22 protein-coding genes are annotated in these 22,558 nt (G+C 39.0%); 19 read left to right on the top strand and 3 right to left on the bottom strand.

The features are described from left to right. Positions 1–263 precede the first annotated feature (263 nt). The 16 genes from tssI to ACPEEM_RS08175 all read left to right on the top strand — a co-directional run bounded on the left by tssI (position 264) and on the right by ACPEEM_RS08175 (position 13,335). Positions 264–3,020 carry a type VI secretion system tip protein TssI/VgrG gene (tssI, locus tag ACPEEM_RS08250; RefSeq protein WP_424406597.1) on the top strand — a complete coding sequence of 919 codons (2,757 nt, stop codon included), beginning with the start codon at positions 264–266 and terminating at the stop codon, positions 3,018–3,020. Next, positions 3,017–3,361, top strand: a complete 345-nt coding sequence (locus ACPEEM_RS08245) for a hypothetical protein (protein ID WP_424406595.1) — start codon at positions 3,017–3,019, stop codon at positions 3,359–3,361. The genes tssI and ACPEEM_RS08245 overlap by 4 nt, the downstream gene beginning before the upstream one ends. Beyond that, on the top strand, positions 3,354–3,671 hold the full coding sequence (locus ACPEEM_RS08240) for a DUF4176 domain-containing protein (protein ID WP_424406594.1): 318 nt from the start codon (positions 3,354–3,356) through the stop codon (positions 3,669–3,671). Before ACPEEM_RS08245 ends, ACPEEM_RS08240 begins: the two co-directional genes overlap by 8 nt. Before the next feature lies 1 nt (position 3,672). After that, entirely contained in the window at positions 3,673–3,984 is a 312-nt protein-coding gene (locus tag ACPEEM_RS08235; protein WP_424406592.1) for a DUF4176 domain-containing protein, read from the top strand. A gap of 697 nt (positions 3,985–4,681) precedes the next feature. After that, complete coding sequence (locus ACPEEM_RS08230) at positions 4,682–7,282, top strand: type VI secretion system tip protein VgrG (protein WP_424406590.1); 2,601 nt, start codon at positions 4,682–4,684, stop codon at positions 7,280–7,282. A 67-nt stretch (positions 7,283–7,349) separates the two neighbouring features. After that, positions 7,350–7,814 carry a hypothetical protein gene (locus ACPEEM_RS08225; RefSeq protein ID WP_424401689.1) on the top strand — a complete coding sequence of 155 codons (465 nt, stop codon included), beginning with the start codon at positions 7,350–7,352 and terminating at the stop codon, positions 7,812–7,814. Between the two features lie 102 nt (positions 7,815–7,916). After that, entirely contained in the window at positions 7,917–8,135 is a 219-nt protein-coding gene (locus tag ACPEEM_RS08220; RefSeq protein ID WP_424401688.1) for a DUF4176 domain-containing protein, read from the top strand. Positions 8,136–8,392: 257 nt separating this feature from the next. Further along, on the top strand, positions 8,393–8,818 hold the full coding sequence (locus tag ACPEEM_RS08215) for a hypothetical protein (protein ID WP_424401687.1): 426 nt from the start codon (positions 8,393–8,395) through the stop codon (positions 8,816–8,818). A gap of 212 nt (positions 8,819–9,030) precedes the next feature. Further along, on the top strand, positions 9,031–9,555 hold the full coding sequence (locus ACPEEM_RS08210; protein WP_424404880.1) for a hypothetical protein: 525 nt from the start codon (positions 9,031–9,033) through the stop codon (positions 9,553–9,555). A 9-nt stretch (positions 9,556–9,564) separates the two neighbouring features. Further along, complete coding sequence (locus tag ACPEEM_RS08205) at positions 9,565–9,864, top strand: DUF4176 domain-containing protein (RefSeq protein ID WP_424404878.1); 300 nt, start codon at positions 9,565–9,567, stop codon at positions 9,862–9,864. Between the two features lie 334 nt (positions 9,865–10,198). Beyond that, complete coding sequence (locus ACPEEM_RS08200) at positions 10,199–10,699, top strand: hypothetical protein (protein WP_424406588.1); 501 nt, start codon at positions 10,199–10,201, stop codon at positions 10,697–10,699. Between the two features lie 51 nt (positions 10,700–10,750). Then, on the top strand, positions 10,751–11,011 hold the full coding sequence (locus ACPEEM_RS08195; protein WP_424401683.1) for a DUF4176 domain-containing protein: 261 nt from the start codon (positions 10,751–10,753) through the stop codon (positions 11,009–11,011). A gap of 375 nt (positions 11,012–11,386) precedes the next feature. Further along, a complete protein-coding gene (locus tag ACPEEM_RS08190; protein ID WP_424401682.1) occupies positions 11,387–11,815 on the top strand; it encodes a hypothetical protein in 429 nt (142 codons plus the stop codon). Next, entirely contained in the window at positions 11,812–12,180 is a 369-nt protein-coding gene (locus tag ACPEEM_RS08185; RefSeq protein WP_424401681.1) for a hypothetical protein, read from the top strand. The genes ACPEEM_RS08190 and ACPEEM_RS08185 overlap by 4 nt, the downstream gene beginning before the upstream one ends. 95 nt (positions 12,181–12,275) lie before the next feature. Further along, positions 12,276–12,662 (top strand): bacteriophage T4 gp5 trimerisation domain-containing protein, encoded by a 387-nt coding sequence (locus ACPEEM_RS08180; protein ID WP_424406586.1) that lies wholly within the window; start codon positions 12,276–12,278, stop codon positions 12,660–12,662. Positions 12,663–12,834: 172 nt separating this feature from the next. After that, entirely contained in the window at positions 12,835–13,335 is a 501-nt protein-coding gene (locus ACPEEM_RS08175) for a hypothetical protein (RefSeq protein ID WP_424406584.1), read from the top strand. 447 nt (positions 13,336–13,782) lie between these two features. On the opposite strand, the gene ACPEEM_RS08170 is transcribed toward ACPEEM_RS08175, so the two are convergent. Next, positions 13,783–14,283, bottom strand: a complete 501-nt coding sequence (locus tag ACPEEM_RS08170) for a single-stranded DNA-binding protein (protein WP_424406582.1) — start codon at positions 14,281–14,283, stop codon at positions 13,783–13,785. A gap of 166 nt (positions 14,284–14,449) precedes the next feature. On the opposite strand from ACPEEM_RS08170, the gene uvrA reads away from it, so the two are divergent. Together uvrA and sodC are read left to right on the top strand one after the other, a co-directional pair. Next, entirely contained in the window at positions 14,450–17,281 is a 2,832-nt protein-coding gene (gene uvrA, locus ACPEEM_RS08165) for an excinuclease ABC subunit UvrA (RefSeq protein WP_424401677.1), read from the top strand. 48 nt (positions 17,282–17,329) lie between these two features. Continuing rightward, complete coding sequence (gene sodC / locus ACPEEM_RS08160; protein ID WP_424401676.1) at positions 17,330–17,923, top strand: superoxide dismutase [Cu-Zn] SodC; 594 nt, start codon at positions 17,330–17,332, stop codon at positions 17,921–17,923. Positions 17,924–18,005: 82 nt separating this feature from the next. On the opposite strand, the gene rlmB is transcribed toward sodC, so the two are convergent. Beyond that, complete coding sequence (gene rlmB / locus ACPEEM_RS08155) at positions 18,006–18,743, bottom strand: 23S rRNA (guanosine(2251)-2'-O)-methyltransferase RlmB (RefSeq protein WP_424401675.1); 738 nt, start codon at positions 18,741–18,743, stop codon at positions 18,006–18,008. 6 nt (positions 18,744–18,749) lie between these two features. Next, the gene (gene rnr / locus ACPEEM_RS08150) at positions 18,750–21,161 is read right to left on the bottom strand and encodes a ribonuclease R (protein ID WP_424406580.1); all 2,412 of its coding nucleotides are present in this window, start codon (positions 21,159–21,161) and stop codon (positions 18,750–18,752) included. A gap of 282 nt (positions 21,162–21,443) precedes the next feature. On the opposite strand from rnr, the gene ACPEEM_RS08145 reads away from it, so the two are divergent. Then, positions 21,444–22,499 (top strand): rod shape-determining protein, encoded by a 1,056-nt coding sequence (locus tag ACPEEM_RS08145; RefSeq protein WP_424401673.1) that lies wholly within the window; start codon positions 21,444–21,446, stop codon positions 22,497–22,499. Positions 22,500–22,558: the final 59 nt, after the last annotated feature.

The raw sequence follows: 22,558 nt of genomic DNA, 5'->3' as shown, positions 1-22,558 counted from the left end.
TGGGTTATGCATATTTATATATAGTGGGCAATGTGCTTGTCAATTATGGGATTTGGTTAAGAACGGAGTAAGTTATCAGTAGTAAAATTTATCTCAATCTACATTGATGAGTTCAAAAATGAACAGTCAAGTCAATTTCGAGTTTGTTCAAGGCAAATTCATCTATTTTAATCCCACCAACATTACTCATATAACCTAGTTGCATAATGTTTTTGAGGCTATAAAATAAACAGAATTATTTTTATAGGATTAAAGGGAATGCAATGTCAATGTTAAAAGATGTCTCGTCCTCATTAAATCAGTTATCAGGCATAGCGGCCACTACAAAGCAAGAGAAATTATCTGTCAAACTGAGTCAAGCGGAGCGAGTGGTATCGCAAGCAAGTGATGCTTTGAATTTAGTGGAAGGCTTGGTGAGTGGAGCGACAATAAGTCGTTTGTTGTCCTTGTTTGGTATTCAAAGTGACCCGAGGGGTCTTCAATTTACCTTGGAAGTGCAGGGGTTACCAGCTAGTGCCTTAGGGGTCTTGTCTTTTAAGCTGACGGAGAAATACAGTGAGCTGTACTGTTTATCGTTGAAATTAACGAGTTTGGATTCAGGGATTGATTTTAAATCGGTGGTTGATAACAGCGTGAAGTTTAAAGTTTGGCAGAACGGAGAGCTTCTTAGACAAGTGAATGGCATGGTGGTGAGTTTTGAGCAAGGCGATAGCGGTTCCAGTCAGACACATTATGGGATGGAAGTGTATCCTGATTTATGGCGAACGACGTTAAGGAGAAATTCGCGGATATTCCAACAACAAGATATCCAAAGTATAGTCAGTACGTTGCTGACAGAGCATGGCATTGTGGACTATGCATTTGTTTTCCGAAATTCCCATCCTGTCCGAGAATTTTGTGTTCAGTATCAAGAGAGTGACTTTGATTTTCTTCAGCGCTTAACGGCGGAAGAGGGGATATTTTATTATTTTGAGCAAGGAGATGGACAACATAAGGTGGTTTTTAGTGATAGTGCGGAGACATTATCAGAGAAAGTGCGCTTATCGTATAACGTGAACCGCAATGCTCAGTTACAAGAAAAAGTGGTGAGTGGTTTTCGTAGACGGGAGCAGGTAAGGCCATCGAGTGTTAAGTTAAAGGATTACACCTTTAAGAAGCCGAGTTGGACGGCACAGTTTAGTCGATTTGCGACAGATATCGAGAATCAGAGGGCGGGTTACGAGCATTACGATTACCCGGGACGTTTTAAAGACGAAGCACAGGGAAAGGCGTTTACACAATATCGCTTAGAGAGTTTACGCCATGATGCACATTTGGGGCAGGGGGAGAGTAATGGCCCCTCATTGCAGGTGGGGAAATTATTAGTGTTAAGCCATCACCCGAGAGCGGAAAATAACACGGCGTGGCAATTAATCGAGATTATCCATGAAGGCAGACAACCGCAATCGGCGGAACAGGAGTCTGGCGGGACTGGGACATATTACGATAATGCTTTTCAAGTGGTGCCGAGACACCAGACTTGGAGACCGAATCAACGGACAAAGCCGAGGGTGGAAGGACCGCAGATAGCGATGGTAGTGGGCCCGAAAGGGGAAGAGATTTACACGGATAATTATGGACGGATACGTTTACAATTTTTATGGGACAGATATGGTCATCATGACGACCACAGTTCGTGTTGGATAAGGGTGACCCAACCGTGGGCGGGGAAAGGCTGGGGGATGATAGCGATACCACGAGTGGGACAGGAAGTGTTGGTGGATTTTTTGGATGGAGACCCGGACCAGCCAATCGTGACGGGACGGACGTATCATGCGAATAATCTGCCGCCGGGTGCGTTGCCGAGAGCGAAGACGCAGATGAACCTAATGTCGCAGACATATAAGGGAGGTGGCTATAACGGGATAATGATGGATGATGCGACGGACGGACAGAAGTTGGATTTGCATGCACAGCGGGATATGAATACGGTGGTGTTGAATAACCGAACTACGATCGTTAAGGGTAATCATTCGGAAAATATTGGGAATGATCAATCTCTTGCCGTTAAGAAAAATGCATACAAGGAAGTTGGTCAATCAGAAACCGTGAGTATAGATAAAAACCAAAGGTATTCAGTAGACGGCATTCGCAGGCTATTAGTAACGGGTAATGCGACAATTGTTTCGGACACCAAAATTACTTTAAAAACGGCCCAAGCAACAATTGTTTTGTATCAGAATGGTGATATAGATATTGATGGAGAGAATATTCAAATTAATGGGGATAATGTATTTTTGAATCCGAAAGGGGATTCGAAACAAAATAATGCCAAGATAAATAGTCAAAGCCAAAATATGTCTAGTGAAGCTAGTGCACAATCATCGAATAGCTTTGCGGGGGAAGGAGAAATTAGCCTTGTTTCGCAACAAAGCTCGGGAATAATGGATGCACAATCGAAAATCTTGACTGCACAGGGAAAAGCGAGTATTGATACCAATAAAGCATCTGCACAGGCACTGGGTTCTGCGGCAGTAATGGATATAAGTGCAAATACCAGTGACAAACAAAGTGGTTTTAACAGTAAAGTAGGCAGTTTGGCAGGAGAGGCTGAAGGCAGGTTCGGATTAGATGGCGTTGGAGGTAAAGGAAAAGTAGAGGTTTCTGCTGTATCGCTGGATGGTAAATATGGTGGAAAATATGGAAGTGCAGAAGCCGGAGCGAAAGTGTTTAGTGCGGATGCTGAAGCAAGAGGAGATATATTTATTGGAGCTGAGGGTAAATATGGCTTTGATACCAAGGTAGGGGTGCAGGCTTCGGCTATTTCGGGAGAAATGAAAGGATGTATAGGAAGCAAGGATAGTTGGATGATGGTTTGTGGAAAGGTTGGGGCTAATGCAGGACCAGCATTTGATGCTAGTGGCAAGGTTATGTGGGATAATACCAAAGATGTATTACAATTTGGAGGAAGTGGTAAGGCTATTTTGGGGGCAGAGGTTGATATTCAAGTTGATTTTAAGAAACTTAAGGAGTTTTTATGATGTTATTCTTCTTGAGTATTTTATTAATAAGTTTGTTATACCTTTTAAATAAAAAATGGCATGTTCTGTGTTTTATTTTTTTTTCTATAATCGTGTTTATAAATATTATTTTATATCTTCCAAAAGAGGCAAAAGATCCTTGGGTATATGATTTTGTGGCGGTGTTGATTGTTATATTGGTTTATGTATTCTCTTTAATAGGAACTAATTTAATAATGAAAGTTGCTTTTAATAGGCTTAGTTATAGAGAGGTTATACGTAAAATATGTCTTGGATTCGGTTTTTCTTCGTCTGTTTTTTTTTCTTATCTATTTTTCATTAAAGGAGTAATCTATGACTAACCAACAAAAACTACTGCCGCTCGGTAGTGTTATTAGTATGCACGGTGCGGCAGAGGATGGGAAATTAATGATTATTAACTGGGTGGTATTAGGAAAATGGAATGGTGAAGAGGGGTATTTTGAATATGCAGGCTGTCCTCATCAAATGGGAGCGATAGAGGAAAAATTCTTCTATTTTAATACTGAAAATATTGAAAAGGTGCATTTTCTAGGTTTCTCAGCGGATGTGGAAGAAACAGAATTTCAGCTTCGTTATCAAGCATTTTTGGAGAACAAACCGTTGAAGAAATTAAGTTTAAGAGGGGAATAGAATGAAAGTGCTCCCGTTAGGTAGTGTCGTGAGCTTAAAAAATGCGAAAACGCCGGCAAAGTTTATGATTGTGGTTAGAAATGGATTATTGTCGAGGGATGGCGTTGTGGGTTATATGGATTATGTGGCGTGTTTGTATCCAGTCGGGTTTCAAGATAAGACACATTATTTTAATCAAGAAGATATCTCGGAAGTGTTATTTGTTGGATATGTGGATGATTTTGAACGGAAATATCAAGCTGACTATGAAGCAAGAATGAAAAAGATACAGTCAAAATATCCTAAATTAAAAGTGAATCATAAAGTTGAGTGAAGAGTGTAATCCCCTTGCAAAGGGGGAGACTCCTTTGAATATTTATAAGGTTAGGATGGGGAAAACGGTGGTTTTCCCCATTATCTTAACTGAAACACTTATGCAATAAGCGGTGAAGCGACTAATGACGAGGCATGGATAACAAGGAATTAATCGCTCATTTTTTTTCGGTGAGTTGGCGATGTGCCTTCGGTTAAAAATGTGTGTAAGCTGATATAAATTCTGGCGATATTATGACAAGAGTTTAGTTTAAAGTGAGGTTTGTGATGATTAATTATATTCATTATTTTTTATGCTTATTTATAGGTTTTAATATATTACGGGTTTATTTTATGAACTTTGTATTTATGTGTATGATTAAAATTATCTGGGGTAGAGTTTTAACAAAAACCCCCGTTGATTTAGAAAAAAGTAGAGTGAAATATCTTTATATATTTGTTTATGGTTTTGGTTACATAGTTTGTAATCTGACTATAAATTATAGGATTTGGTTAAGAACGGAGTAATTTATCAGTAGTAAAATTTATCTCAATCTACATTGATGAGTTCAAAAATGAACAGTCAAGTCAATTTCGAGTTTGTTCAATGCAAATTCATCTATCTTAATCCCACCAACATTACTCATATAACCTAGTTGCATAATGATTTTGAGGCTATAAAATAAACAGAATTATTTTATAGGATTAAAGGGAATGCAATGTCAATGTTAAAAGATGTCTCGTCCTCATTAAATCAGTTATCAGGCATAGCGGCCACTACAAAGCAAGAAAAATTATCTGTCAAACTGAGTCAAGCGGAGCGAGTGGTATCGCAAGCAAGTGATGCGTTGAATTTAGTGGAAGGTTTAGTGAGTGGAGCGACAATAAGTCGTTTGTTGTCCTTGTTTGGTATTCAAAGTGACCCGAGGGGTCTTCAATTTACCTTGGAAGTGCAGGGGTTACCAGCTAGTGCCTTAGGGGTCTTGTCTTTTAAGCTGACGGAGAAATACAGTGAGCTGTACTGTTTATCGTTGAAATTAACGAGTTTGGATTCAGGGATTGATTTTAAATCGGTGGTTGATAACAGCGTGAAGTTTAAAGTTTGGCAGAACGGAGAGCTTCTTAGACAAGTGAATGGCATGGTGGTGAGTTTTGAGCAAGGCGATAGCGGTTCCAGTCAGACACATTATGGGATGGAAGTGTATCCTGATTTATGGCGAACGACGTTAAGGAGAAATTCGCGGATATTCCAACAACAAGATATCCAAAGTATCGTCAGTACGTTGCTGACAGAGCATGGCATTGTGGACTATGCATTTGTTTTCCGAAATTCCCATCCTGTCCGAGAATTTTGTGTTCAGTATCAAGAGAGTGACTTTGATTTTCTTCAGCGCTTAACGGCGGAAGAGGGGATATTTTATTATTTTGAGCAAGGAGATGGACAACATAAGGTGGTTTTTAGTGATAGTGCGGAGACATTATCAGAGAAAGTGTGCTTATCGTATAACGTGAACCGCAATGCTCAGTTACAAGAAAAAGTGGTGAGTGGTTTTCGTAGACGGGAGCAGGTAAGGCCATCGAGTGTTAAGTTAAAGGATTACACCTTTAAGAAGCCGAGTTGGACGGCACAGTTTAGTCGATTTGCGACAGATATAGAGAATCAGAGGGCGGGTTACGAGCATTACGATTACCCGGGACGTTTTAAAGACGAAGCACAGGGAAAGGCGTTTACACAATATCGCTTAGAGAGTTTACGCCATGATGCGCATTTGGGGCAGGGGGAGAGTAATGGCCCCTCATTGCAGGTGGGGAAATTATTAGTGTTAAGCCATCACCCGAGAGCGGAAAATAACACGGCGTGGCAATTAATCGAGATTATCCATGAAGGCAGACAACCGCAATCGGCGGAACAGGAGTCTGGTGGGACTGGGACATATTACGATAATGCTTTTCAAGTGGTGCCGAGACATCAGACTTGGAGACCGAATCAACGGACAAAGCCGAGGGTGGAAGGGCCGCAGATAGCGATGGTGGTGGGCCCGAAAGGGGAAGAGATTTACACGGATAATTATGGACGGATACGTTTACAATTTTTATGGGACAGATATGGTCATCATGACGACCACAGTTCGTGTTGGATAAGGGTGACCCAACCGTGGGCGGGGAAAGGCTGGGGGATGATAGCGATTCCACGAGTGGGACAGGAAGTGTTGGTGGATTTTTTGGATGGAGACCCAGATCAGCCAATCGTGACGGGACGGACGTATCATGCGAATAATCTGCCGCCGGGTGCGTTGCCGGGTGCGAAGACACAGATGAACTTAATGTCGCAGACATATAAGGGAGGTGGCTATAACGGGATAATGATGGATGATGCGACGAACGGACAGAAGTTGGATTTGCATGCACAGCGGGATATGAATACGGTGGTGTTGAATGATAGAAATACCAATGTAGCCTTATCTCATTCTGAAACTGTGTTTAAAGATCAAAGTATTGCTATATCTGGTAATCGAAATAAAACAGTCGTTGAAAATGAAATAAGTTCAATTTTAGACAACCAATCAACCCAAGTGAAATTAAAAGCGGAGCAAAAGACAGCAAAATCCGTCACGATTTCATCAATGGGAGAGTCTTTATCTTTAGTAGCAGGTAGTTCTAGTATAGTTCTAACGAAAGAAGGTCAGTTGATCATCAATGGTTCAGGCACGGTGAAAGTGAATGGGCAGAAGGTGAGTTTGAATAATGCTAAGGTTTTGGGCGGTAATGTTGAAATTCCAGTAGCAAGTACTGAAGATGCAGAATCAGGAATGAGCCTAGGTGAGAATACAGATATGTCGCTATTACCTCCGTTTACGGGTTCGATAGCCAGTGGAGCGGAGGAATTTGCTAAACGAGGAGAAAAAGTGGTGAAATCTACTACCCCACTGAAATCGACAGACAAGCCAAAATATTATGATAATGCTTGGGCTGGGAATCAGTATATTAAAACGGAGAATGTGTTTAATAATAAAGTTCTAAAAGGGGTTTCTAAAGGTGTATGGGGAGCGGGAATAGCTTTGGATGCAATGGAAGTTTATGATGGATATAAAGCTGATGGAAATGTAATAGGGAAAAATACGATGAAAGAAGCATCAGGCGTAGCTGGAGGGATTGGAGTCGGAGCTGGTGGGGCTTGGGTTGGTGCAGTTGCTGGAACTGCCGTATTTCCGGGACTAGGTTCTTTAATCGGTGGAACTGTTGGAGCGATTGGAGGTTCTTTGGGGGGAGAAAGTTTATTTGAATGGGGGGCGGAACAGATATTGGAAGAGGGCGAATAAAATGAGAAGTTTTTGGAGTTATATTTTTTACTTTACATGGCTATTACACTGTTTTCTTGGGGAAAACATGGTAGAAAAGCCTTTGAGATATATATTTAATTTTTTTCCTATTTTTGCTAAAAATTTGAAAAAAGGAGAAAAACAACATAGAAATGTGCTAGATAATCTATCTTATGGCTTTAATATAGGCTTTGCATATCGCTGCATGTTAAGTACAACAGTACTTCTCTTAGCTACGATAGAAATTACAATATTCTATTCTTTGAATACTAGTTTGCAAGAAATTTTAAATTTTTTGTTTGATATTAATTTAAAGAAAGAGATTAATGCTATAGCATTTTTTTCATCAATAGCATTATTTTCTTACTTATTGAATGAAAAACTTTTAGGGTGGCATGAAGATGAATATATCGGATATTTTAAGAAGTTTGAAAAAATACAGGATAAGAAACTAGGCTACATAATCTCATTATTGTTTCACCTAGGGGCAATTTTACTTTGTATACTTTCTATTATTTATTTTGAACTTTGATTTTAATGGTAGAGGAATAATATGAAGAAAATATATTCAATAGGAGCTGTAGCAAAGATTGGAGTAGGAGAAGATTTACTAATGATTATTAATCGTTAGTATTTGACGAATCAAAAGGGAGTCAAAGGTTATTTTAATTACTCTGCTTGTATATTCCCAGTAAGGGTTGATGTAAATCGTGAGCAATATTTTTTTAATGAAGAAGATATTTCGGAAGTATTGTTTGAGGGTTATGTAAATCCTATGGGGAAAATAATAAGAGAGTATTATAAAGAAAAAGAATTCTTTCTACCTTATCCTAAATTAAGTTTTTATGAATAGTTGAAAAAATGAATATATTAACAAGCGGTTATTTTTAACAGGAAGTTTGCAATAATTTTGTTAAAAATAACCGCTTGTTTTATATTGGTAATAAGCTTAAAAATGTGCTGGGCTGATATAGCTACTCAACTGGGCAATAATGTTAATATGACATCAGAAAAAGGATATAGAGAAATACCTGTATGTAAGAGATTTCGGGCTAAATATAGCAAGAAACAATTACCAAAAGATGTTAAATATGATAAAGGGGGTATGATATGAATAGAAAATTATCAAATGTAGAATTGTTAAATGAAATTAATAAAATTGAATTCTTTATTTTGAGAAATCAAGATCGAAATGAATTGCTCTCTCTTTTAAAAGAGTTGATCTATATTAATATAGACAATGTTGAAAAAGTTTCAAGAGAACTTATTAATATGATTGGAAATAATCATTCAGGAATATATTATGTGGAAGCCTCTCAAGTTATAGATTTTTTGATTTTGGTTTTAGAAAATTCCATAGAGAATAAGATTAGAGGAATATGTGTATTATCAATTCTGAATAATTTATTTTATTTTCAACCTGTATTTTATAGTGATAAATCAAAAGTCGATAAGAAATTACAGGGTGTTTTAAAGAATAAGTTAAATATTTATTCAGACGATAACTTTGATAATCTTATGAAAATGTATGAGTAATTTTCAAAAGAATTAATAAACTAATAGAGTTGCTTATCGATAAGTAAGCCAAAATATTATACTAAATTAGGAAGTTTAGCAGGTACAGTTTGTGGACCTACTGCACCTGTTTGTACCATAGTTGGGGCAGCCATTGGTACAGGAGTAGGATCTTACACTGGAGAATCTCTATCTGAATGGAGTGTAGAAAAATTTTGGGGTAAGGAGTAAGTATGACATATTATTTTTTTAATTATTTATTTTATTATACAAGGTTATTAATTGAAGATATTGGGAAGTTCCTTGTAAAGCCTATTGATTTTATCTTATACAAAATTCCTTACGCAAAAAGAAATAAGGAAAAAATAGAAAAAAATTATAATTTAACTGTTAACGATTTATCTGTTGGTTCTTATACAATTGCTGCCTATAACATAATGCTAACCACTATAACAATTAATTTTTTGAACTTTTTTATTTTATCATCAAATTTACTTGACATTAATATTATAAATTTACTTGAGAATTGGTTTGGTGAATTAGAACAGATTTATAATGTTTATATCGGCGGTTTCGGTGCAGTATTGTTATCAATCTTAATTAATGAAAAAACACTCGGTTGGCATTCTAATGGTTATGTTGATTTTTTTAAGAGTTTTGATAAAAAAAAGAATAAAAGGAAAGGGTATTGCATAATCTGTTTATTCCACCTATCCTCTGTTTTATTACTTATTTTTTTCGTATTTTATTTTTATTAGAAGTGAATTATGACTAAACCTTACCGTATTGGCACAGTAGTAAGAGTAGGCGTTGGAGAAGATTTGTTAATGATTATTAGTCGTTATCCTTTAACGATAATAAATGATGTAAAAGGATATTTTCATTACTCCGCCTGTACTTATCCGATTGGAGTTGAAATTGATGATGATCCTTCAGTGTTTAATCACGAAGATATAACAGAAGTGTTATTCGAAGGATATATAAATCCCTTAGAGGAAAAACTACAAGCTTACTATCAGCGTAAATCGGCAGATATAAAATATCCTAAATTAAGCATTAATGAATAGTTGAAAAAATGAATATATTAACAAGCGGTTATTTTTAACAGGAAGTTTGCAATATGTTCGTTAAAAATAACCACTTGTTTTATATTGGTAATAAGCTTAAAAATGTTCTGATTTATTTTGAGTAAAATAAGTTCAATTTTAGGCAAGCAATCAACCCAAGTGAAATTAAAAGCGGAGCAAAGACGGCAAAATCCGTCATGATTTTATCAATGTGATAGGTAAAGGTATTATGAGTTGTTGGTAGGGTCAACGTCGGTACCTTTTTAGGTGCTTGGTTGGGCGAAGAAGCGTTAGAGTCTGCGGTTAAAAATGTAATTGAATATTTTGAGTAACTATGAAGAAATTTTGGAACTATCTATTTTTTTCTACTTGGCATGTCTTAGGTGATTTTGTTAGAAAGTTTATTGATAAACCGATTTATTATTTTTTATTTAAAATCTCTTGGTACCGTAAAAATAGAAAAAAAGTAAAAAGTGAGGTGGATAAAATATCTCAGAATGAAATTGTTGGGACTAATATTTTATATGCTTACTATTTTATGTTAACTTCAATGGATATTTTTTTATCTATTATTGCTTTTTATTTTATTTATTTTTTTAATATTGATTTTAGTGGTAGCTTTGTTTTTTATTTTACATTAGCCTCAATCTTTTTTTTATCATGTTTTATAAATGAACGCCTTATCTCTTGGAATAAAAGTGGATATTTGAAATATTTTAAGGAGTTTGAGAAGGAAAGAAATAAGTTTAGAGAATGCTTGCTTGTTTTTTTATTTCATTTTGGAATATTGTTTTTTGCAATATTATCTGTCTATTTTACTTTGTTTTATAAATAATAGGAAATTGAAAATGAATATTTACCCTATAGGGTCGGTGGTTCAAGTGAGATGAGTGAAGACTATTTAATGATCATAACCCATTATCCTATAAGTATTAATGAAAAAGGCGAGAGGGGATATTATGATTATTCAGCTTGTATTTATCCGTTTGGAGTTGATATGAATGATGATCCTTATCTGTTCAATCATGAGGACATAAGACAGGTTTTCTTTATTGGCTATGTTAATCCATTAGAAGAAAAGTTAATAGAACAATATACTAAAAATTTGAGTAAGATACCTTATCGAAAGTTAAGTATTAATGAATAATTAGAAAAATGAACATTTTTACAAGTGGTTACGTTTAAGAAGAGATTTGCAATATCTTCATTAAAAAACAGCCACTTGTTTTATATTGGTAATAAGCTTAAAAATGTTCTGATTTTGAATAAAATAAGTTCAATTTTAGGCAACCAATCAACCCAAGTGAAATTAAAAGCGGAGTAAAAAACGGCAAAATCCGTCACAATTTCATCAATGGGAAAATCTTTATCTTTAGTAGCAGGTAGCTCTAGTATAGTTCTAACGAAAGAAGGCCAGTTGATTATTAATGGTTCAGGAACCGTTAAGATTAATGGTAAGAAAGTTAATTTAAATAATGCGTCTGTAACGGGATGAGGCGGTTCTACTTCTGTAGCAACTGCAGTGGAAAACGAAGATAGTGATTGGTTAGATGCAGCATTAGCTGTGGGTAGTGGAGTTTTACTTGCGGCAGCGACTAGAAGGAGAGTGAAACCTACAGGAAAAATTAATGCAGGTGTTGATACATCAAAATTTGGTTCTTATAGACCTAATAGAACATTACTTAGAGATAAGCACGGCAATAATATTCCAGATGAAAATGTGCCACATACTCAATTAGGAACCAAAAAGGGGAGAAATGGTGAATATACGCAAGCGAGAGAGTGGGGATATGACAGTCATGGAAAGTTAGTACCTAAAAGGGACATCGATTTTACGGATCATGGAAGACCAGCAGAACATAATAGACCTCATCAACATGACTATGTTCCAAATTCTACAGGTGGAACATTGAAACGAGATAATGAAATCTCATTGGAGATGCCAGAATGAAAAAAATACAAGGATATATGTGGAATAACGATCATAAATATGAGCTTAAAGAGCTGTTGGAAAAAATCCCAGATAATAATTGGGATTGGTATATTTATGAATTTAATGGAGTGGGTATTGCCCCTAATAATTTAGATATGCCTTCATTTGAGGAGAGAGTATTATCTCTAGATAATGGTTATTTTATTTCATGGAATGATCTAAAAAAATTAGCATATTCATTAGATGATATTAATACATTTTTAGCTGTAGCATCTTTAGGAATTAATTCTTATGAAAGAATTAACTCTGATAATTTTGTTGATTTTTTTTGTAAAATCAATTTGTTTGATAGCACTAGTTGGGAGATTATAATTAATAATTAAACTTTTAACCTATAAAAATTTAGGTAGTATTTCAGGATGTATGTTAGGGCATTTTCGCCTAATACGGGTAACATAACATTGGGGAGGAAAGCTAGATGATAGCCATCCTGCGAGGTGAGCAGGAGATTTTGGATGGAGAGCTTGACCAACCTATCGTGACGGGACGGACGTATCATGCGAATAATCTGCCGCTGGGTGCGTTGCTGAGTGCGAAGACACCGATGAAGCTAATGTCGCAGACATATAAGGGAGGTGGCTATAACGGGCTAATGATGGACGATGCACTGAATGGTCAGAAGCTGGATTTACATGCACAGCGGGATATGAATACGATGGTGTTGAATGATAGAAATACCAATGTAGCCTTATCTCATTCTGAAACGGTGTTTGAAAATCAAAGTATTGCTATATCAGGTAATCGCAATAAAACAGTTGTGGAAACTGAGGCAAGTTCAGTTCTAGGCAACCAATCAACCAAGTGAAATTAAAAGCGGAGCAAAGACGGCAAAATCCGTCATGATTTTATCAATGTGATAGGTAAAGGTATTATGAGTTGTTGGTAGGGTCAACGTCGGTGCCTTTTTAGGTGCTTGGTTGGGCGAAGAAGCGTTAGAGTCTGCGGTTAAAAATGTAAATTGAATATTTTGAGTAACTATGAAGAAATTTTGGAACTATCTATTTTTTTCTACTTGGCATGTCTTAGGTGATTTTGTTAGAAAGTTTATTGATAAACCGATTTATTATTTTTTATTTAAAATCCCTTGGTACCGTAAAAATAGAAAAAAAGTAAAAAGTGGGGTGGATAAAATATCTCAGAATGAAATTGTTGGGGCTAATATTTTATATGCTTACTATTTTATGTTAACTTCAGTCGGTGTGTTTTGGGGTGTTGTTGCTTTTTATCTTATTTATTTTTTTAATATTGATTTTAGTGATAGCTTTGTTTTTTATTTTACATTAGCCTCAATCTTTTTTTTATCATGTTTTATAAATGAACGCCTTATCTCTTGGAATAAAAGTGGATATTTAAAATATTTTAAGGAGTTTGAGAAGGAAAGAAATAAGTTTAGAGAATGCTTTCTTGTTTTTTTATTTCATTTTGGAATATTGTTTTTTGCAATATTATCTGTCTATTTTACTTTGTTTTATAAATAATAGGAAATTGAAAATGAATATTTACCCTATAGGGTCGGTGGTTCAAGTGGGATGGGTGAAGACTATTTAATGATCATAACCCATTATCCTATAAGTATTAATGAATGGTAAAAAATAACCGCACTTGTTTTAGATAAACTATGTTTGGAATCCCTGAGTAATCCGTGCAGAGCATCACAAATAGATTAAATAATATAGCTTTTTCCCCGAAATTAGTTCATAGCAAGACGATCCCTTCCTTTTCCCGATAAGGTATCCATCAAGACCAATTCGCAAAAAGTATGACCAAAAATATTGTATCAATAATCATCATATTCTGTCGGGGTAAAATAGGTGGTTTTGTCCATTACACCTACGCTGGAAATTTTCAATGTGAAAAAAAGAGAACCCTTCAAATAAAGGGTTCTCTTGAGCATTAAGATTCAGATGTTTAAATGATATGTAAATTTAAAACGGAATATTGTCTTCCTCAAAGCCCATATCCACTGGTGGTTCGTTTTGTGGAGCAGGTTTTGCTGCTGGGCGTGAAGGTTGTGTGCCGTAGTTATTTGCTGGGGCATTGTATTGTGGGGCTGGGGCTTGAGGTGCATAGCCGCCTGCTTGTTGACGTTCGTTACGGCTGTCTAGCATTTGTAAGACATCACCTTGGATTTCTGTACTGTAGCGATCTTGACCATTTTGATCTTGCCACTTACGTGTTTTTAAACGGCCTTCCACATACACTTTAGACCCTTTACGAAGATATTCACCGCAAATTTCTGCTTGGCGACGATAAAATACGATGCGGTGCCATTCTGTCACTTCACGGCGTTCGTTGGTGTTTTTGTCGATCCAGCTTTCACTGGTTGCAACACTGATATTTGCCACGGCTTCGCCATTTGGCATGGTGCGGATTTCAGGATCATTTCCTAAATTTCCGACGATAATTACTTTATTTACTCCAGCCATATAATCCTCTTTCGCTTTTAGATGGGATAAAAATTCTTGTTATTTTGCCTGAAAATAGAAAAAAAATCTATGTTAAAAACGTGCGTTAACTGGATATTTGCACAGTTATTTGAGAATGTGCGATAATGATCGCAATTTTGAAATAGTTAGGGTGATGTTTAGGGTTATGGATAAGATTGAAGTGCGTGGGGCGAGAACCCATAATTTAAAAAATATTAATTTGACGATTCCACGGGATAAATTAATTGTGATTACAGGGTTGTCGGGCTCAGGCAAATCCTCCCTTGCTTTTGATACCCTTTATGCGGAAGGTCAACGTCGGTATGTAGAATCCCTTTCAGCTTATGCACGCCAATTTTTATCTTTAATGGAAAAGCCTGATGTGGATCACATTGAAGGCTTATCCCCTGCTATTTCCATTGAACAGAAATCCACTTCCCATAACCCACGATCCACTGTGGGAACCGTCACCGAAATTCACGATTATTTACGTCTTCTTTTTGCTCGAGTGGGCGAACCTCGCTGTCCACATCATCATGTGCCTCTTGCGGCACAAACCATTAGTCAGATGGTGGATAAAGTGTTGAGCTTGCCTGAAGAAAGTAAAATGATGTTACTCGCCCCCGTGGTGAAAGAGCGAAAAGGGGAGCATATTAAATTATTAGAGCAGATTGCGGCACAAGGCTATATTCGAGCCAGAATTGACGGTGAAATTTGCGATTTATCGGATGCTCCCAAGCTAGAATTGCAAAAGAAACACACCATCGAAGTGGTGGTGGATCGTTTTAAAGTGCGGTCTGATTTAGCCACCCGTTTGGCTGAATCCTTTGAAACGGCGTTGGAACTTTCTGGTGGCACGGCGGTGGTGGCGTCTATGGACGATCCGAAAGCAGAAGAATTGCTGTTTTCAGCGAATTTTGCTTGTCCACATTGTGGGTATTCGGTGCCTGAATTGGAACCCCGTTTATTTTCCTTTAATAACCCTGCGGGAGCCTGCCCCACCTGTGATGGGTTAGGGGTGCAACAATATTTTGATGAAAAACGTGTGGTACAAAATCCCAGTATTTCCCTTGCAAGTGGGGCGATAAAAGGCTGGGATCGCCGTAATTTTTATTACTATCAAATGCTCACTTCTCTTGCGAAACATTATGAGTTTGATATTGAGTCCCCTTTTGAAGCCTTGCCAAAAAAAATCCAAAACGTGATTTTAAATGGTTCAGGGAAAGAGGAAATTGAATTTCAATATATTAATGATCGGGGTGACAGCGTGGTTCGCCATCATACTTTTGAGGGCATTTTGAATAATATGGCTCGCCGTTATAAAGAAACGGAGTCTATGTCGGTGCGTGAAGAGTTAGCGAAAAACATCAGCACTTGCCCTTGTCAGGCTTGTGGCGGTTCTCGTTTACGCCCAGAGGCACGTAATGTGTTTATTGGCAGCACCAATTTGCCTGAAGTGGCAGAAAAAAGTATTGGTGAAACCTTAACTTTTTTTAATGAATTGACATTGTCGGGACAGCGGGCACAAATTGCCGATAAAATTTTAAAAGAAATTAAAGAACGTTTGCAGTTTTTGGTGAATGTGGGCTTAGATTATCTTTCCCTTTCTCGTTCTGCTGAAACCTTGTCTGGTGGGGAAGCCCAACGTATTCGCCTTGCCAGTCAAATTGGAGCGGGCTTAGTGGGCGTGATGTATGTGCTTGATGAGCCTTCTATCGGCTTACACCAACGTGATAATGAACGTTTGCTCAATACCCTTGTGCACTTGCGAAATTTAGGCAATACGGTGATTGTGGTGGAACATGATGAAGATGCCATTCGAGCGGCTGACCATATTATTGATATTGGACCAGGTGCAGGCGTACACGGTGGGCAAGTAGTGGCTGAAGGCAATGCCGATGCCATTATGGCAAATGAAAATTCCATTACGGGCAAGTTTTTATCGGGCGTGGAAAAAATTGAAATTCCTGCAAAACGTACCGCACTTAATAAAGACAAAATGCTCAGGCTAATGGGTGCCACGGGCAATAATCTTAAATCCGTTAATTTAGACATTCCAGTGGGCTTGTTTACTTGTGTGACGGGCGTGTCTGGCTCGGGCAAATCCACACTGATTAATGACACCCTTTTCCCACTGGCACAAAATGCGTTGAATCGTGCTGAAAATACCCAGCACGCCCCTTATCAATCTATTTCAGGGTTAGAATTTTTTGATAAGGTGATCGATATTGATCAAAGCCCAATTGGTCGCACGCCACGTTCCAACCCTGCCACTTACACAGGGTTATTTACCCCTATTCGTGAGCTATTTTCTGGCGTGCCAGAAGCCAGAGCCAGAGGCTATAATCCCGGGCGTTTTAGTTTTAATGTGCGAGGCGGACGCTGTGAAGCCTGCCAAGGTGACGGGGTGATTAAAGTGGAAATGCACTTTTTGCCCGATGTGTATGTTCCATGCGAGCAATGCAAAGGGAAGCGTTATAACCGTGAAACCTTAGAGATTCGTTATAAAGGCAAAACCATTCACCAAGTACTAGAAATGACAGTAGAAGAAGCCCGTGAGTTTTTTGATGCCATTCCACAGATCGCACGAAAATTGCAAACACTGATGGATGTCGGGCTGTCTTATATTCGGTTAGGGCAATCTTCCACCACTTTATCGGGTGGGGAAGCCCAACGGGTGAAATTGGCGACCGAATTATCCAAACGGGATACGGGCAAAACCTTGTATGTCTTAGATGAACCCACAACGGGGTTACATTTTGCCGATATTAAACAATTGTTAACGGTGTTGCATCGCCTACGGGATCAAGGCAACACCATTGTGGTGATTGAACATAATTTAGATGTGATTAAAACCGCAGATTGGATTATTGATTTAGGACCCGAAGGCGGCAGTGGCGGTGGACAAATTATTGCCACTGGTACACCTGAGCAAGTGGCTGAGGTGGCGGGTTCACACACAGCGAGATTTTTGAAAACTGTTTTAGCGAAAGGCTAAGGCGTTGAGCTCGCTGATTATTTTTTTAACAACAACGAGGAGAATTAAATGAAAAAAACAATGTTAACAGCGTTGCTTTCTTGCGGTATTGGTTTAGGTATGTCAATGTCTGCCATCGCCCATTCTCATGAAGGACATCATCATGATCATAAACATGCTCATTCACATGTAGGTGAAAAGATTGAAGTTAAAGTGGCATTATTAGATCCCGTAAAAGGGAATCAAGATGTGGGGAAAGTGATTATCACGGAATCGGCTTATGGTTTAGTTTTTACCCCTGAATTAAAAGGGTTAACCGCAGGGTTACATGGTTTTCATATTCACCAAAATCCAAGCTGTGAGCCGAAAGAAAAAGACGGCAAATTGGTTGCAGGTTTAGGTGCAGGCGGACATTGGGATCCGAAAAAAACAGGTAAACATGGCTATCCATGGTCTGATGAAGCACACTTAGGTGATTTACCTGCCTTAACAGTGAATCAAGATGGCACGGCAACAAACCCTGTGTTAGCCCCACGTTTGAAACATTTGGAAGAGGTGAAAGGGCATTCTTTAATGATTCATGAAGGGGGAGATAACCATGCGGATCACCCAGCCCCATTAGGCGGTGGCGGTCCACGTATGGCTTGCGGTGTGATTAAGTAAGCATTCCCGTAATAAAAAAGCGTAATGACAGTGCATTACGCTTTTTTGTTGCTGAAAAGTGCGGTCGGTTTTGAAAAAGTTTTTAACCTAAACGTTGTCTAACAATTTCAAATAAACACACCCCTGTGGCAACCGACACATTCAGTGATGACACACTACCCGCCATTGGAATGCTAATAAGCTGATCGCAATTTTCACGGGTTAAACGTCGCATTCCCTCACCTTCGGCACCCATCACTAAGGCAAGCCCACCTGTTAGTTTGGTTTGGTATAGGGTTTCTGTGGCTTCACCTGCGGTGCCCACTACCCAAATATTGTGGTTTTGTTGCAACTCACGTAAGGTGCGTGCAAGGTTGGTCACACGGATTAAAGGCATCACTTCTGCCGCACCACACGCCACTTTACGGGCAGTGGCATTGAGCTGAGCAGATTTATCTTTCGGCACAATCACCGCATGTACGCCTGCCGCATCCGCAGTACGCAAACAAGCCCCTAAATTATGGGGATCGGTAATGCCATCTAACACTAATAATAGAGGGTTTGGGGTTGTTTCTAAAATACGATCCAAATCACTTTCATTGCGTTCTTTTGCAGGCTGAATTCGGGCAATAATGCCTTGATGCACTTCGCCTTCAGCTTTTTTATCTAAGGTTTGACGATTGACAACTTGCACAGAAATGCCTAAACGATGAAGTTCGTTTAGCAAGGGTTGCAAGCGTTTGTCTTCACGTCCTTTTAATACATAGACTTCAATTAAACGTTCAGGGGCGTTGTTTAAAAAGGCACTCACTGCATGAATGCCATAAATCTTTTCACTCATTGATGTTTATCTCTTTTTCTCAGATTTTCGTGCGGTTTTCGCCGATTTTTTCCCTTTGCTTGATGTTTTTGTTTTTTGCCCCGCACTTTTTCGTCCTTCACCCTTTGCACGTTTTGAGCGAGGGGTTCTTGTACGTTGCTTTTCAAGGCTTTCGGCATAACGTAAGTTTTTCTTGAATTTGTCTTTGGCGGTTTTACCTTCACGTAAAGGTTTACGTTCACTGGACACTAAAGAAAAATCCACTTGGCGTTGTTCAAGGCTCACTGCTTCAACACGAATTTTCACTTTATCGCCAAGACGGTAAATCATACCACTATTTTCGCCAATTAAGCGTTGTTTAGCTAAATCATATTGGTAATAGTCGTTATCTAATGTAGAAATGTGTACCAAACCATCAATAAAGAGATCATCTAAACGGACAAATAAGCCGAAACCTGTTACTGAGGAAATCACGCCAGTAAATTCTTCGCCCACATGATCTTGCATATATTCACATTTGAGCCAGTCGGCAACATCACGAGTGGCATCATCGGCACGGCGTTCGGTCATTGAACAGTGATCGCCAAGGATATCCATTTCATCTAGGCTGTAGTGGTAGCCACCTGAATCGGTGGTTTTGCGTTTTGAGCCTTTTAATTTGGCTAAAATATATTTAATGCCTCGGTGTAAGGTCAAATCGGGATAACGGCGAATTGGCGAGGTAAAATGTGCATATTCTTCCAAGGCTAAACCAAAGTGCCCGATGTTGTCTGGTGAGTAAACCGCTTGGCTTAAGGAACGTAATAACATGGTTTGGATCAACTCGTGATCGGGACGTTCACGAACTTGTTCCAATAATTCGGCATAATCTGCGGTGCTCGGTTTTAAGCCACCACCAAGTCCTAAGCCACATTCATTAAGGAAGCCACGAAATGCGGTAATTTTTTCTTCGCTTGGGCCTGCATGAATACGGAAAAGGGCAGGTTCAAGGTGTTTTTCGACAAAGTTTGCCGCCGCAATATTGGCGAGGATCATACATTCTTCAATGATTTTGTGAGCATCATTGCGAATCACTGGCTCAATGCGTTCAATCCGTCCCATTTCATTGAAAATAAATTTGCTTTCAATGGTTTCAAAATCAATGGCACCACGTTGATGACGTGCCGCTAGCAAGGCTTGGTACATATTGTGTAAGTCTTGTAAATGTGGGACTAAAGGTTGATAGCGTTGACGCAATTCTTCATCACCCTCTAGGATTTTTGCCACTTTGGTGTAGGTTAAACGTGCATGAGAATTCATCACCCCTTCATAAAATTGATAGTCGGTGATGTGTCCTTTGGCAGATAAATTCAGTTCACACACCATACACAGGCGATCCACCTGTGGATTGAGGGAACATAAGCCATTAGACAGTACTTCAGGCAACATCGGCACCACACGGTTTGGGAAATAGACAGAATTGCCTCGAGCATGAGCTTCATTGTCTAATGCAGTGCGGACTTTGACATAATAACTTACATCCGCAATGGCAACCCAAAGTTTCCAGCCCCCGCCTGCTTTTTCTTCACAATACACCGCATCATCAAAATCTCGGGCATCTTCGCCATCAATGGTCACAAGGGGAAGACGGCGTAAATCTACACGCCCTTCTTTGGCTTTTTTAGGCACTTCTTCACTCAGTTTGCTCACCTGTTTTAGCACGGAATCAGGGAACACATGGGGAATATCATGGTTGCGAATGGCAATTTCCACTTCCATTCCTTTTGCCATATTTTCACCCAGAATCTCACTGATCATGCCCACGGGTTGGCTGAATGTCGCGGTGCGAGGTTTGAGTTCAACCACCACCACTTGCCCCATTCGAGCCCCTTTTCGGTATTCATTGGGAATTAAAATATCACGGCTAATTCGGCTGTCATCAGGCACCACATAGCCAATGCCATCTTCAAGGAAGAAACGCCCGACAATTTGTTTTTTGCCTTGTTGTAGCACACGCACAATACGCACTTCTTGACGACCACGGCGATCGAAGCCACTTGGCTGTGCCAACACATAGTCGCCGTGCATCACTCGTTGCATTTGCACGTTTGGGATAAACCAATCGTCATCTTTGCCTTCTACTTGTAAAAAACCATAGCCATCACGATGTCCTAATACTGTGCCTCGCAACAGATCAAGCTTATCTGCAAGGGCATAGCGTTTACGCTTAGTAAAGACTAATTGACCGTCATTTTCCATCGCTCTTAAACGACGACGCATTCCTTCTTGTTGGGCTTCATCCTGAATGTCCAGTGCCGTCAAAATTTCTTCTTTGGACATTGGGGCATTATGTTGGCGAATGATGGATAAAATGAAGTCTCGACTTGGAATCGGATTGTCGTATTTTTCACGTTCTTGTTGATAATTCGGGTCTTGTAGGGGTTTTGGGGATTTTGGCATAAGGACTCCTTCTTCGTCGAATGAGAAATGACATTCGCTCTTTCCACTAAGTTTGACATTCAGCCCCTTTGAAAGCAAGGAAAATACGGAATAATGGGGAAATCGTCTTGGTAAAGATGAATTTGCTATTTAAGGCAAATTTGGCTCGAAATGACAAGGATATTTTCGATAATTTACAGAAAATTTTCTGTCATAAAGGCCCATTTTTTGATACATTTAGCACAATTTTTTCAATACTCGACACAGCGTCGTTTTCATTCAATTTAGTTCAGCGGAATTCTTATGTTACTCAAAAAAATACGTGGTTTATTTTCAAATGATCTTTCCATCGATCTTGGGACAGCAAATACATTAATTTATGTGAAAGGACAAGGCATCGTGTTAGATGAGCCTTCTGTTGTGGCGATTCGTCAAGATCGTTTAGGGTCTTTAAAAAGCATTGCGGCTGTGGGTAAAGAAGCCAAAATGATGCTAGGGCGTACGCCAAAAAGCATTGTCGCTATCCGTCCAATGAAAGATGGGGTGATTGCGGATTTTTCGGTCACCGAAAAAATGTTACAACACTTTATTAAACAAGTACATAGTGGCAATTTTATGCGTCCAAGTCCACGTGTTTTAGTTTGTGTCCCAGCAGGGGCAACACAGGTGGAACGCCGTGCGATCAAAGAGTCTGCGTTAGGTGCAGGGGCACGTGAAGTCTATTTAATTGAAGAACCGATGGCTGCCGCAATCGGGGCGAAATTGCCTGTTTCCACCGCAACGGGATCTATGGTGATTGATATCGGTGGGGGCACCACAGAAGTGGCGGTGATTTCTTTAAATGGCATCGTTTATTCTTCTTCTGTTCGTATTGGGGGCGATCGTTTTGATGAGGCGATTATTTCTTATGTTCGCAAAACATTTGGCTCGATCATTGGTGAACCTACTGCAGAACGCATTAAGAAAGAAATTGGTGTTGCCTTTTTAGAAGGTAATGATGAAGTACTAGAAATGGAAGTGCATGGACATAACTTGGCAGAAGGTGCACCACGTTCATTTAAATTAACGTCTCGTGATGTGTTAGAAGCGATTCAACAGCCTTTAAATGGGATTGTTGCCGCAGTGCGTACCGCACTTGAAGAATGCCAACCAGAACATGCCGCAGATATTTTTGAACGGGGTATGGTGCTAACTGGGGGCGGTGCGTTAATTCGTAATATTGACGTGTTGCTTTCAAGAGAAACGGGCGTGCCAGTGATTATTGCAGAAGACCCGCTCACATGTGTGGCTCGTGGTGGTGGTGAGGCACTGGATATGATCGACATGCACGGTGGCGATATTTTTAGTGATGATCTGTAATCTGAAACAAAAGTGCGGTAAAAAACACCGCACTTTTTCTGATACCCCTAATTTGACTG

The sequence above is a fragment of the Pasteurella pantherarum genome (assembly GCF_049670885.1).
Lineage (GTDB): Bacteria > Pseudomonadota > Gammaproteobacteria > Enterobacterales > Pasteurellaceae > Pasteurella.
Note: the sequence above shows the minus strand (reverse complement) of the source record. Positions and strands in the feature narration are given on the sequence as shown.

Excerpts from the sequence above, each read along its gene's own strand:
- ACPEEM_RS08145 (WP_424401673.1), top strand. The coding sequence starts at position 21,444 with ATGTTACTCAAAAAAATACGTGGTTTATTTTCAAATGATCTTTCCATC.
- ACPEEM_RS08175 (WP_424406584.1), top strand. The coding sequence starts at position 12,835 with ATGAAGAAATTTTGGAACTATCTATTTTTTTCTACTTGGCATGTCTTA.
- ACPEEM_RS08240 (WP_424406594.1), top strand. The coding sequence starts at position 3,354 with ATGACTAACCAACAAAAACTACTGCCGCTCGGTAGTGTTATTAGTATG.
- ACPEEM_RS08215 (WP_424401687.1), top strand. The coding sequence starts at position 8,393 with ATGAATAGAAAATTATCAAATGTAGAATTGTTAAATGAAATTAATAAA.
- ACPEEM_RS08200 (WP_424406588.1), top strand. The coding sequence starts at position 10,199 with ATGAAGAAATTTTGGAACTATCTATTTTTTTCTACTTGGCATGTCTTA.
- ACPEEM_RS08180 (WP_424406586.1), top strand. The coding sequence starts at position 12,276 with ATGATAGCCATCCTGCGAGGTGAGCAGGAGATTTTGGATGGAGAGCTT.
- sodC (WP_424401676.1), top strand. The coding sequence starts at position 17,330 with ATGAAAAAAACAATGTTAACAGCGTTGCTTTCTTGCGGTATTGGTTTA.
- rlmB (WP_424401675.1), bottom strand. The coding sequence starts at position 18,743 with ATGAGTGAAAAGATTTATGGCATTCATGCAGTGAGTGCCTTTTTAAAC.
- ACPEEM_RS08235 (WP_424406592.1), top strand. The coding sequence starts at position 3,673 with ATGAAAGTGCTCCCGTTAGGTAGTGTCGTGAGCTTAAAAAATGCGAAA.
- ACPEEM_RS08185 (WP_424401681.1), top strand. The coding sequence starts at position 11,812 with ATGAAAAAAATACAAGGATATATGTGGAATAACGATCATAAATATGAG.
- ACPEEM_RS08225 (WP_424401689.1), top strand. The coding sequence starts at position 7,350 with ATGGTAGAAAAGCCTTTGAGATATATATTTAATTTTTTTCCTATTTTT.
- ACPEEM_RS08245 (WP_424406595.1), top strand. The coding sequence starts at position 3,017 with ATGATGTTATTCTTCTTGAGTATTTTATTAATAAGTTTGTTATACCTT.
- ACPEEM_RS08230 (WP_424406590.1), top strand. The coding sequence starts at position 4,682 with ATGTCAATGTTAAAAGATGTCTCGTCCTCATTAAATCAGTTATCAGGC.
- rnr (WP_424406580.1), bottom strand. The coding sequence starts at position 21,161 with ATGCCAAAATCCCCAAAACCCCTACAAGACCCGAATTATCAACAAGAA.
- ACPEEM_RS08170 (WP_424406582.1), bottom strand. The coding sequence starts at position 14,283 with ATGGCTGGAGTAAATAAAGTAATTATCGTCGGAAATTTAGGAAATGAT.
- ACPEEM_RS08205 (WP_424404878.1), top strand. The coding sequence starts at position 9,565 with ATGACTAAACCTTACCGTATTGGCACAGTAGTAAGAGTAGGCGTTGGA.
- ACPEEM_RS08210 (WP_424404880.1), top strand. The coding sequence starts at position 9,031 with ATGACATATTATTTTTTTAATTATTTATTTTATTATACAAGGTTATTA.
- tssI (WP_424406597.1), top strand. The coding sequence starts at position 264 with ATGTCAATGTTAAAAGATGTCTCGTCCTCATTAAATCAGTTATCAGGC.
- uvrA (WP_424401677.1), top strand. The coding sequence starts at position 14,450 with ATGGATAAGATTGAAGTGCGTGGGGCGAGAACCCATAATTTAAAAAAT.
- ACPEEM_RS08195 (WP_424401683.1), top strand. The coding sequence starts at position 10,751 with ATGAGTGAAGACTATTTAATGATCATAACCCATTATCCTATAAGTATT.